The 11980-nt window shown below is 69.2% G+C and carries 8 protein-coding genes and 1 pseudogene; 5 read left to right on the forward strand and 4 right to left on the reverse strand.

What is annotated here, in order from left to right; genetic code table 11:
• The 5 genes and pseudogenes from D7W82_RS41930 to D7W82_RS34765 form a co-directional block, all read left to right on the forward strand.
• Positions 1 to 285: pseudogene (locus D7W82_RS41930) on the forward strand (phage capsid protein); the annotation flags it as partial.
• Complete coding sequence (locus D7W82_RS41935; RefSeq protein ID WP_233588118.1) at positions 282 to 614, forward strand: hypothetical protein; 333 nt, start codon at positions 282 to 284, stop codon at positions 612 to 614. The pseudogene D7W82_RS41930 and the gene D7W82_RS41935, both read left to right, overlap by 4 nt.
• 69 nt (positions 615 to 683) lie before the next feature.
• A complete protein-coding gene (locus D7W82_RS34760) occupies positions 684 to 1046 on the forward strand; it encodes a hypothetical protein (protein ID WP_120622413.1) in 363 nt (120 codons plus the stop codon).
• Between the two features lie 245 nt (positions 1047 to 1291).
• Positions 1292 to 4687, forward strand: coding sequence for a Dauer Up-regulated (locus tag D7W82_RS40260; RefSeq protein ID WP_199727920.1), 3396 nt, complete (start codon positions 1292 to 1294; stop codon positions 4685 to 4687).
• A 307-nt stretch (positions 4688 to 4994) separates the two neighbouring features.
• On the forward strand, positions 4995 to 6587 hold the full coding sequence (locus D7W82_RS34765) for a peptidoglycan-binding protein (RefSeq protein ID WP_120622414.1): 1593 nt from the start codon (positions 4995 to 4997) through the stop codon (positions 6585 to 6587).
• A gap of 24 nt (positions 6588 to 6611) precedes the next feature.
• Here the strand turns inward: D7W82_RS34765 and D7W82_RS34770 are convergent, their stop codons facing one another.
• From D7W82_RS34770 to D7W82_RS34785, 4 genes are all read right to left on the reverse strand, one after another.
• Positions 6612 to 7196 (reverse strand): TetR/AcrR family transcriptional regulator, encoded by a 585-nt coding sequence (locus tag D7W82_RS34770; RefSeq protein ID WP_120622415.1) that lies wholly within the window; start codon positions 7194 to 7196, stop codon positions 6612 to 6614.
• A 63-nt stretch (positions 7197 to 7259) separates the two neighbouring features.
• Positions 7260 to 8432 carry a toxin-antitoxin system YwqK family antitoxin gene (locus tag D7W82_RS34775; RefSeq protein WP_120622416.1) on the reverse strand — a complete coding sequence of 391 codons (1173 nt, stop codon included), beginning with the start codon at positions 8430 to 8432 and terminating at the stop codon, positions 7260 to 7262.
• A 154-nt stretch (positions 8433 to 8586) separates the two neighbouring features.
• Complete coding sequence (locus tag D7W82_RS34780) at positions 8587 to 9816, reverse strand: S8 family serine peptidase (protein ID WP_120622417.1); 1230 nt, start codon at positions 9814 to 9816, stop codon at positions 8587 to 8589.
• 150 nt (positions 9817 to 9966) lie between these two features.
• On the reverse strand, positions 9967 to 11980 hold a 2014-nt coding region (locus D7W82_RS34785; RefSeq protein ID WP_147439704.1), incomplete at its 5' end, for a M13 family metallopeptidase.

Genomic DNA, 11980 nt, shown 5'->3' on the forward strand with positions numbered 1-11980 from the left:
ATCCGGGGCATCACCCGCCGCGCGGATGGCGTGCTCATCGGCGGCGCCAGCTGGGGTCACGGCATCGACGTGTGGACGAGCACCCACGGGGGCGCGTGCTTGGCGCTGCACGGCTCCGTCGCCAACAACCCGAACGTGGAGTTCTGCGACGTCACGATGCGCGCCATCCCCGGCACGCACACCCAGCGCGGCAACGGCGACCTGCAGGTCTATTACGATCCCGAGCTGCTGGCCGCGCAGGGCGGCTTCCCCGGCCATCAGTGGATCGTCATGCAGGTACGGTGAATGCCTCGCGCATCGACCCGGCCTCGGGCCGCCGCTACAACGCCTACGTCCCCCATGCCATCCGCGTGGGCAACGGCCCCGTGGGCGTCGCCTTCTGCACCGACGAGGACAAGGCCGGTCCGCCCGACCTCTCCAGCGCCCCGGTGGATCAACGCAGCTGCCACGTGGGCTTCGTGCTGACCACGACCCACTTCGAGACCTGGTCCGCGCCGAGCCCCATCTGGACGGGCACCTCCCGCAACCACACCCCCGGCCTCTTCGAGCGCGCCCCCAACGACGTCATCGCCCTCATCGACGGACTGGGCACCCAGCGCGTCCTGGTGCGCTAGCCGACCCTGGCGGACAGTATCCGCTGGCGGGGAATGGCCAGGACCCCGGACCTGGGCTGGATTGGGCCCATGTCCAAGCCCCCTCCGTCACGCCGCTGGATGCTGACCGCCTTCCTCGTCTGGCTCCCGGGCCTAGTGCATGTCTTCCCGCTGCTGGGCGTCTACATGCTGATGTTCAACAAGGCCTACGGCCTGGCGCTGTTCGTGGGCTTCGCCCTCACCGGGCTCGCCCTGGGCCTCATCCAGGCGCTCACGCGCGGCCTCAGGGCGCTGTGGCTCACCCCAGCGTCCTTCGTCGCGGGGTGGACGCCCTTGCCGGTGCTCATGTCCCTGGACGTCCCCTTCAGCGTCGCGTGGGCGCTGACCCTGTTCACCTCCGCCGGGTGCGTGGGCCTGGGCCAGTGGATGCTCCGCTCCGAAGACCGCGCCTGAATTGCCCCCAAGGGCATGACGCGGCCGGACAGGAGCGGGGCGCCGCGTGGAAAATCCATAGCGTCCGCTATGCCTTCCTGCGTCATCCGAGCCCGCGCGATCCATGTAACCCGTCGAGCGACACCGGCGTATCGCCAGCATCGCTCCGGGATTCACGTGATTGCCGAGAGTCAGGCAACATTTGAATCGAAATGTAGAGAATCCCGGGGACTTTCTCGATTCTCGAAAAGGTAGGAGTTCCGCCCATGACCACCCCCATTGATGGTGCCGCCGCCGCCGCTGCCCGCGCCGCCGCTGAAGCCGCCGCCCGCGCCGCCGCCGAGGCCGCTGCCCGCGCCGCCGCGAAGGCCGCCGCTGAAGCCGCCGCGAAGGCCGCCGCTGAAGCCGCCGCGAAGGCCGCCGCGAAGCAGCAGACGAAGCAGCCCACGGTGAAGCTCTTCAATGACGGGTTCTCCTCGGGCGGCGCGCAGAACCAGCGCAACGGGGTGAACCGGCTGACGGGTGAGACGACCCACCCGTTCGCCACGCCGCTCGGCACCGGCGGCGGCCATGCGCGTCCTCTCAGCGGCCCGGTGACGGGGAATGCCAACGGCGCGGTCCCGGTGCGGGCCGACGTCAACGGTGCCGCTCCGGCGGCGGATCCGAAGCCGCCCAAGGCGGAGGCGCTGCCGGACAAGCCGGAGGAGTTGCCCAAGCTCTTCCCGGAGCTGAAGGACAAGAGCAAGGAGGACCTGAAGAAGGCCTACGACTCGCTCAACAAGCTGGGCACCGGCTCCTTCTCGGAGAAGGCCACCGCCCTGGGCGAGCTGGCCTCGCAGTTCCCGGAGACGGTCCCCAACGCGCTGGAGCGCCTGGGCGTCCAGGACGACAAGCTGGCGAAGCTGGCCACCAACTCGGACGCGCTCACGTCGCTGGGCAAGCTGACGGACCCCAAGGCGAGCAAGGTCGACAAGGCGCAGGCGGCCCTCACCCTGGCGAAGGCCACCGGCGACACCTTCGCGCCGGAGGACCTGAAGGGCGTGCTGGACACCACGCTCAAGGGGCTGCCCGCGGCGGAGAAGCTGGTGGGCGCCATTGGCAAGTGGACGGACCCCAACGCCTCCGCCACGGACAAGGCCACCGCCACGCTGGAGCTGGGCAAGGCGCTCAAGGACTTCGCCGGGGACAAGTTCCCCGCGCTCGCCAATGACCTGCGCAAGCTGGACGGGTCGCTGCGCGCCGCGGGCGCCGCCATCACCCTGGTGGACCCCAACGCGTCCACGCAGGACAAGGCGCTGGCCGCCGCGCAGCTGCTGGCGGAGGTGCCCGACCTCAAGAAGGACCTCACGGCCTTCGCGGACGTCCTCAAGAACGCGGGCGTGAAGAACCCGACGGACGTGGCCCAGCAGGGCGCGCGGATGGCCGACGTGAAGGTGAAGGGGTTGGATCCGCAGCTCGCGTCCAAGCTCACGCCGGATCAGCTGAAGAAGCTGGAGTCCGCCGCCACCAGGCTGGGCGGACCGGAGTCGATGGAGGCCGCGCTCAAGGGCATCACCGACCCCAAGGCCCTGGACAACCTGGTGGGCCAGCTGGGCAAGGTGGACGCCGAGGCCGGCAAGAAGCTGGTGAGCGCCCTGGGCGGCATGGAGCACAAGGCCCTCAACGAGGTCCTGTCGGATCCGAAGACCACGGAGCAGTTCGCGAAGCTCGCGGGCAAGCTGGACGACGACGCGGCGAAGATCGTCTCCAAGCTGGTGACGGACATGGACTCCGCCGCCGTGAAGTCGCTGCTCAAGCTCACGGACAAGTTCGGCGCGGACGCGCTCAACACCACCGTGAAGACCCTGGGCCCGCTGCTGGACAAGGCGGGCAGCAAGCTGGTGGGCCAGGGCCTGAAGGTGATGGACAAGGTGCTGGGCAAGATCGGCGTGGAGATCACCGCCGACGTGGCCGGCAAGGTCTTCAAGAACCTGGCGAAGGTCGTCCCGGTGGCGGGCGCGCTGCCCAACGCCATCGACGCGGCGAAGTTCGAGAAGGAATCCCTGGAGCTGCACGGCAAGAACAACGACCTGGGCTACTTCGCGCACACCGTCGCGGCGCTGAACGTCGCGGACGCGGGCCTGGGCATCGCGCTGGACCTCACCGGCGTGGGCGTGGGCGTGGCCGTGGGCGCCAGCGTGCTCCTGGGCGCCGCCGAGCTGGCGATGGACATCGGCTTCCAGCAGGAGAAGGCCAGGTACGAGGCCGACCCCAAGGGCTACAAGGCCCCGGACTGGATGAAGGCCGTGAACCTGGCGGGCGCCGCGGCGCAGGGCCCCGCGGGCCTGGCGCACATGGCCGCGTACTACGGGCCGGAAGGCACCGCGCAGCTCATCCAGTGGGGCGTGGAGAAGGCCGCCAAGGGCGCCGTGAAGGCCGCCGAGTTCGTGGGCGTGTCCCAGGCGGAGCTGGCCGGCGAGGGCCTCAAGGGGGCCGCGAAGGTCATCCACAAGCTGGCGGACGTGGTGCGCAACCCGTCCCAGTACGGCGAGGCCGCGGTGAAGGCGGCCACGGAGGCCTTCAACACCGCCATCGAGAAGGGCGGCGAGCTGGCGAAGGAGGCCAGGCAGGTCCTCGACAACGTCATCGACGGCGCGAAGAAGCTGGGTGAGAAGGGCCTGGAGACGCTCAAGTACATCGCCCAGAACCCGGGCGAGGCCGCGAAGAAGGCGCTCGACGGCATCAAGAGCGTGGTGGACTCCGGCCTGGATCTGGCCACGGACGCCGGCAAGGCGCTCTACAAGCAGGCCGTCTCCACGCTGAACGACCTGAAGGCCGGCTACGACAAGCTCACCGGCGCCGCGAAGGAGAAGGCCAAGGAGCTCATCGACGGGGCGACGACGCTCGTCTCCAACACGGTGAACAAGGCCAAGGAGCTGGGCGAGAAGGGCCTGGAGCTGCTGGCCTGGACGGCCCAGAACCCGGGCGAGGCCGCGGCCAAGGCCAAGGAGGCCATTGGCGACGCCCTGGCCAAGGGCGGCGAGCTGGCGAAGAAGGCCTGGGAGTCCGTGAAGGACCTGGGCGCCGCGGGCGCCGAGCTGGCGGAGGGCCTGGTGAAGGGCCTGGCCAACGCGGGCGAGAAGGCCGTGGAGACGCTCAAGTACATCGCGGAGAACCCCGGCGAGGCGCTCACCAAGGCCGGCGAGTGGGTGGGCGGCGCGCTGTCCGACCTGGCCCGCAAGGGCGGTGAGCTGGCCAACGCCGCGGCCGGCGCCCTCAAGGACATGATCGACTTCGGCGGCCGGCGCCTGGAGTGGGCCAAGGGCTTCGCCCGCGACCTGCTCAAGGACGGCGTGGAGTCCTTCAAGAACGTCGCCAAGGCCTGGAAGGACAACCTCTCCGAGGGCGGCAAGGAGCTGCTCATCGCCGTGGCGGACCTGGGCGACGCGGGCGTGGACGCGCTCAAGGACCTGGCCGGCGTGGGCGGACAGCTGGCGGAGGCCGCCGTCGGCCACCTGGGCGACCTGGCGAAGAAGAGCATCGAGGGCGCGAAGGAAGCGCTCGGGGCCCTGGCGGACTTCGGCGGCGAGGTGGGCGAGCTGGCCGGGGATGCGTTCAACGGCGTGAAGGACTTCTTCGACGACCTCATCCCGGACGACATCCCGGGCGTGCCCTTCGTCTGATCCACCGCGTCACGGTCCTGTAGCACCGCACGGGGTCTGTTCCTTCACGGGAACAGGCCCCGTTCGCGTTCGTGGTGTGTGATTGAAAATTTCCACGAAATGCCCTGGGTCAACGGCTGTGAAGCCAGGCAGACCCGGGGTGTCATCGTTGCCCGTTCGTGACGAACCGCGCAGTCCAGACAAGTTTGAGCGGAAAATTCCGTGCAGGTTAAACTGCGAGATCATTATTTCCAGATCTCACGCAACTCACGGGGAGGGGTCTGGATAATCGGGGCAGGAATCACAGCCTCCACCGAGGAATCTCCGAATGAGCCTTTCCGCGACCACGTCCCAGCGCACGAACTCTGTCTATTCGAATCGTTCCCAGGCGCTGACGACGAGCGCGGTTCGCAACAGCGCGAACCCGAACGCCATCCTGTCCCAGTACCAGCCCACGGGCGCCTCGGCGCGCACGGCGCGGCAGGACGGGCTGCAGCCGGGTGTGGCGGCGTCCACGAAGATGGCGCAGACGGACCTGCCGCGGCTGCAGCAGTACAAGGCCAACATCGAGGCGGCGGCGGCGAAGCACGGCCTGCCCCCCGCGCTGCTGGCCGCCATCGCCAGCCGCGAGTCGCGCGCGGGCGCGGCGTTGGACCGCACGGGCCACGGCGACAACGGCAACGGCTTTGGCGTGATGCAGGTGGATCACCGCTACCACACGACCAAGGGCGGCCCCACCAGCGCGGAGCACATCGACCAGGCGGCGGGCATCCTCAAGGGCTACGTCAACGACGTGAAGAAGGCGCACCCGGACTGGTCCGAGGCGCAGCAGCTGCGCGGCGCGGTGGCCGCGTACAACTCCGGTCCGGGCAACGTCCGCACCCTGGCGGGCATGGACCAGGGCACCACGGGCAATGACTACTCCAACGACGTGTGGGCGCGCGCGCAGGCGCTGGCGCCGCACTTCGGCGGTGCCGCGACGAACGCCGGCACCACCAACAACACCAGCACCCCCACGCTCCCGTCGCGGAACGCCGACACCTTCGAGCCCGCGAGCACCCCCCAGCGGCCGGGGGCGAAGCAGTGGAGCGCGGCGCCCTCGATGGCCCAGGTGACGGCGGGCGGCAACAACCTGCGCGAGGGCATGCAGGGCCCGGCGGTGAAGCAGATCCAGGAGATGCTGGGCGTCCCGGCGGACGGCAAGTTCGGCCCCGTGACGAAGAAGGCCGTGGAGGACTTCCAGCGGGCGAACGGCGTGAGGGCGGGCAGCAACGCCGGTCAGGTCGGCCCCGACACGTTCCGGGCGCTGCAGGGCAACCGCCCCGGCACCACGACCAACACCCAGGGCACGACCAACACCCAGGGCACGACCAATACCCAGGGGACGAACAACAACGGCGCGGTGCTGGGCAACGGCGTCCGCATCAACACCAACGACCCCACGCTGCAGAAGCTGGCCACCTCGCGCCTGAACAACGGCCAGACGGGCTACTGCGTGCGCACCACGCTGGACAACATGACCCGGCTGGGCATCCCGAACACGCCGAGGGCGACGGGCAACGACCCGAACAACCCCCGCGGCGGCATGGCGCAGATGCTGCGCAACGGCTGGGAGTCCATCCCGTTCCCGGGTGCCCAGCAGAAGGCCATCAGGAGCCCCTACGGCAACGCCACCGCGAACGTCGTGACCGCGGACCAGTACCGCAAGCTCGTCGCGGACGGGAAGGTGCCGGACGGCGCCATCATCTTCCAGTCGCGCCACGGCTGGGACTACAGCGGCGGCTCCAAGGGCAACGACATGGGCATCGTGCGCAACGGCGGCAAGACGACCCACAACTACCAGTCCATGAACTCCATCATCTATTCGGACTGCAAGGAGGTCGTCATCCTGGTCCCGAAGGGCGCCATCCAGCGCGACTGATGTGAGACGGGGAGGGGGCGGTGCTCAAGCCCCCTCCTTCGTCAGCAGCTCCGCGCCCAGCTTCCTGGCCGCGTCCAGGAACTCGTCGCCCAGCTTCGTGCCGCGCACGGCGCGCGCCAGCGACAGCGCGCCGTACATGAGCGCGATGGCGGCCAGCGCCTTCTCCCGGCGCCGCGCCCCGGCGGGCAGCAGCTCCGCGTACGAGCGGACGAACTCCTGCAACTCCGCCTCCAGTCCGCCCCGGTAGGGCTCCCCCGCGCGCGACACCTCCGCGGTGATGCTGGGCAGGGGACAGGTGGGGGTGACGGCGTCGCGGTGCTTGCGCGACAGGTAGCGCTCCAGCACCTTCAGCGCGGGCGCGTCCGGCGCGTCCTCCTTCGCCTTGCGCAGGAGCGCGTTCCACGCCGTGCGAGCGGTGGCCCGGAGGGTCTCCGTGAACAGGTGCTCCTTCGAGTCGAAGTGCCCGTAGAAGCCGCCCACGGTGAGCCCCGCCCCCTTCATCACGTCCATGATGGAGCTGGCCTGGATGCCCCGCTCCAGGAGCAGCGTGGCGGCGGACGCGAGGATGGCGTCATGCGACTTCTGCTTCTGCTCCGTCTTCTGGGTCATGATGGATGACGGCAGTAATATTGCCGTCATCCTCCGTCAAGGCGGCGCTCCCTCGCGCGCCTGCTACTTCTTCTTGCGCGAGCCGTCCTCGTGGAAGGACTCGTCCTCCACGAGCCCGCCGTCGGGGTTCCAGCGCTTGCGCGTGGTGACGCGGTCCTTCGTCCACTGCGAGTCCTCGACGAGGGTGCCGTTCTCCGCCCACACCTGGCGCCGGCCTTCCGCCTTGCCCTTCACGTAGTGCTCGCGGCGCTCCGTGCCGCCGTCCGGGAAGAAGGCCTCCGTCACGCCGTCGGAGTCGAAGCCGTTGTGGAAGTCACCCTTGAGCAGGTTCCGCCGCTCACGCAGCGAGCCGTCGTCCTCGAAGTAGGATTCCACCGCGCGGTCTCCCGTCACCACGAGCTCATGCTTGCGCTCGCCGTTCTGGAAGTACTCCACGCGCTTGACCTGCTGGCGGTCCTTCCAGGTGACGACCTGCTTCTTGCCGCCGTCGTTGAAGAACTCCGTCTCGTCGCCCTCCCTCTGGCCCTGGACCCAGGTCGTGGAGGTGAGGGCCTTCCCGGCGGCGTACCGCGTGCTCACGCCGTCGAGCACGCCCGCGGAGTACGCATTCGTCGCGGTGCGCTGCCCGTCCTTGTCGAAGAGCTCCGTCACGCCCTCGCGCCGTCCGTTCTTCAGCGGGATGACGGCGCGCTTCTGGCCGTTCGGATGGAAGAACACCAGCGGGGAGGGCCCCTTCCAGACACAGTCCTTCAGGCCCGCCTCCCACGACGAGCGCAGGCCGCAGCCCGCCTTGGTGAGCCGCCCGGTCTCGTCGTAGTCCTCGTAGGTGCTCTTCTCGTCCTCCGGCTGCCGGTCCACGCGCCGGGACACCTTGCCGTTGGGGTTGTAGCGCAGCGACTCGCCCTGCTCGTTGTCGTCCACGTAGTGGCTGGTCTCCACCAGCCGGCCGTCTTCGTAGCGCTTGAAGCCGCCGTGGCGCTTGCCGGCCTTGTACTCCTGCTCCACGGCGCGGCCGTTGGACCAGCGGCGCACCTCCCAGCCGTCCTGCTTGCCGTTCTTGAACGAGACGGTGTGCGTCTCCTTCTTCGTGTCCTCGTCCACGCAGCGCACGGTGCCGGTGAGCTTCGCGGTGGAGCTGCCGTTGTCCAGGTTGATGGGCTTGCCCTGGAACGAGCAGCGTTCGATGGCCCACGCGGGCGCGGAGAAGAGGGGCACGGACAGCAGGACAAGACGCATTACGGACGGCGCGCGCATGGGTGGCTCACGAAAGGGATGATGGGCACACCGTAGCCGCGAGGACCGGGGGCCTGGAACGGCTTCCGGGCCCACACCCGCCATGGACATGGCGAGGGGGCCCGGAGGGAGGCTGCGAGGCAGCGAAGGGGGCTCTTCAGCGCGAGGCGACGGGCTGCGCCTCCGGCTTCGGCTCCAGGGTGGCCTTGGCGGCGTCGATGGCGGCCTGGATGTCCAGCTTGCCGCCGGTGATGACCTTGCCCTTGAGGTCCGCGTCCTGCTCCACCGTCTTGAGGATGAGGTCGCGCACCTGCACGGCCGTCAGGTCCGGGTTCTCCGCGAACATGCGCGCGGCGGTGGCGGCCACCGTCGGCGTCGCCATGGAGGTGCCGCTCATCTCCTCCCAGTCATTGCCGGGCACGGTGCTGAGCACGTCCTCGCCCACGGCGGCCAGGTCCACCACCTTGTCGCCGTGCGACGAGAAGCGGGCCAGCTTGTCGTTGTTGCGGTCCATGGACGCCACGGTGAGGACGTTGGGCAGGTCCACGTTGGCCGGCATGTCCGGCACGTTGTTCATGTTGCTGCCGTTGCCGTTGGCCGTGGCCGCGAGCAGCAGGATGTCCGCGTCCGCCAGCTTCTGGATGGCGGCCTCCCAGCGCTTCTGGGACGCGGCGTCGCGGTAGGAGTCACCGAAGCTCGCGTTCGCGGCGCGGATGTTCACGCCGTGCTCGGTCTTCATCTTCACCAGGTAGTCCACCGAGCGCTCGAAGTTGGTGAGCAGGTCCGCGCCGTCGTACAGGCCGCCCACGCTCAGAATCTTCGCCTTGCCCGCGGCGATGCCGGTGTTGCCCTCGCCGTTGTCCTCGGCCGCGATGATGCCCGCCACGTGCGTGCCGTGGTCCGTGCCCTCGCCCTTGAACGGGTCGCCCTTGCCGGTGCCCACGTTGAAGCCGTGGATGTCATCCGCGATGCCGTTGCCGTCGTTGTCGATGCCGTCCCCTTCGACTTCACCGGGGTTCGTCCACATCGCGTCGTCCAGGTCGGTGTGCTTGTAGTCCACGCCACCGTCGATGACCGCGATGACCGGCTCGCCCGTGAGCTTGGGCTTGGGCTGCGAGGGGTCCACCGGCTTCGTGTCGGCGACCTTGTTCGCGCCCGGCTTCACCGCGACGTTGGCGCCGCCGAAGGCAAAGGCCGACGCCGGCACGCTGGCGCCCGGGGTCGAGGGACGGCCCGTCGGGCGGTCCACGAAGTTGGAGGGACGCGCACCCTGGGAGTCGAAGCCGTCACGCACCGTCAGGGGCTTCGCCTTGGGCGCCTGGGCGCGCGAGGTGGCCGTGTTGGCGGTGGGGGCGATGGAGGCGGGCGACTTGCGGTTGATTTCCATGGTGTTCCTCCGGGGGGATGAGGAGCGGCCTACTGACTCCTACATTGTCGCAGCGCGCCTTTTTAAGTTTCGTCCCCAATGGTTTTCAGGAGGACCCCCGGGTGCACCGGACGCACGGCCTTCGTGCGCCCGGTGCGGGTGGGAAGCGGACTACCAGACCTTCACGCGCTGCTCCGGCGTCAGGTAGAGGCCCTGGCCGGGCTTCACGTCGAACGCGGGGTACCACGCGTCCAGGTTGCGCACGGTGGCCGCGCGGAACATGCCGGGCGAGTGCCCGTCCGTCACGAGCAGCCGGCGCAGCAGCGGTTCACGGAACTTGTTGCGCCACACCTGCGCGAAGCCCAGGAAGAAGCGCTGCTCGCCCGTGAAGCCGTCCAGCACGGGCGCGGGCTTGCCCTCCAGGGACATCAGGTAGCCGTCATGGGCAATGGAGACGCCCGCCACGTCGGCGATGTTCTCACCCAGCGTCAGCTCGCCGTTCACGTTCATGTCCGGCAGGGGCTTGTACGCGTTGAACTGCGCGGCCAGCGCCTTGCCCGCGGCCTTGAACTGCTCCAGGTCCTTGGGCGTCCACCAGTTGTCCAGCTTGCCCTTCGCGTCGAACTGCGCGCCCACGTCGTCGAAGCTGTGGACGATTTCGTGGCCGATGACGGAGCCGATGCCGCCGTAGTTCACGGCCGGGTCGGCGTTCGGGTCGAAGAACGGGGGCTGGAGGATGGCGGCCGGGAAGATGATGGAGTTCTGCTGCGGCGAGTTGAGCGCGTTGACCTCCTGGGGCGTCATGAACCACTCCATGCGGTTCACGGGCTTGCCCAGCTTGGCCAGGCTGCGCTGGTGCTCGAAGAGCTCCGCGCGCTCCGCGTTGCCGAAGGCGTCTCCCTTGATGATCTCCAGGCCGGAGTAGTCACGCCAGGTGTCCGGGTGGCCAATGCCCACCTGCACCGTGCCCAGCTTCTCCTTGGCGCGGGCCTTGGTCTCCGGAGACATCCACGCGAGCGCGTCGATGTGGCGGCCCAGCGCGGCCAGGATGTTGCGCACCATCAGGTCCGCCTCGGCCTTGGCTGCGGGCGGGAAGTGCTTCTCCACGTAGCGCTTGCCCACCGCTTCGCCCATGGCGAGGTTGGAGAAGTTCACGCCGCGCTTCCAGCGGTCGCTCAGCTGCTGGGCGCCGGAGAGCGTCTTCCCGCTGAAGTCGAAGCCCGCGTCCACGAAGGCCTTCGACAGGTACGGGGTGCCCTGCATGATGGCGTGGAAGGCCAGGTAGTCCTTCCACGTCTGGAGGGGCTCGCTGCCCACCAGCTTCGCGATGCCGGTGATGGCGGACGGCTGCCAGACGATGAAGTCCTTCTGGGACGCGAGGCCGGCGCTCGCGAAGTACGCGGCCCAGTCCATGCCGGGCGCCTTCTTCGCGAAGTCCGTCTGCTTCCAGGGGTTGTTCACCTTCTCCACGTCCTGCGTGTCCTGCGCGGACCAGTGGGCCTGGGCGATCTTCGTCTCCAGCCCGAAGATGGCGCGGGCCTTCGCTTCCGCGTCGGGGATGCCGGCGTTCTTCAGCTGGGTCGCGATGTGCTGCTGATACTTCTCCCGCACCTCTTTGAAGCGCGGCGTGTCCTTCAGATAGAAGTCGCGGTCCGGCAGGCCCAGGCCGCCCTGGAGGAGGTACGCGGCGTAGCGGCTGGGGTCGTTCAGGTCCTCCGCCACCCAGAGGCCCAGGAGGCGGCCCGTGGTGGCCTGCCCGGTGTTGAGCGGATCCACGTCGCTGCGCAGCGTGGTGCCCAGGAGCGAGGCCAGGCCCTTGCGGTTGGCCACGGCGGCGATGCGGTCCAGCTCCGGCTTGAGCGGCGTGGCGCCCTTGGCCTCGATGGCGGCCTCGTCCATGAAGCTGGCGTAGAAGTCACCCAGCTTGCGCTCCTCGCTGCCGGCGGGGGCGTCCGACTTCGCGGCGGCCTCCAGGATGTCGCGCGTCTGCTTCGTGGCGTCCTCGGCCAGGCGCGTGAACATGCCGAAGGAGGAGCGGTCCGGCGGAATCACCGCGCCGTCCGCCCACTTGCCGTTGACGTACCGGTAGAAGTCATCGCCCGGGGCGACGGAGGTGTCCATGCCCGGCGTGTCGACGCCGAAGCTCCCGAAGTACGGCTTGGGAGCGGCGGGGGCTGCCGGAGCC

Source organism: Corallococcus sp. CA049B (genome assembly GCF_003611685.1).
Lineage (GTDB): Bacteria > Myxococcota > Myxococcia > Myxococcales > Myxococcaceae > Corallococcus > Corallococcus coralloides.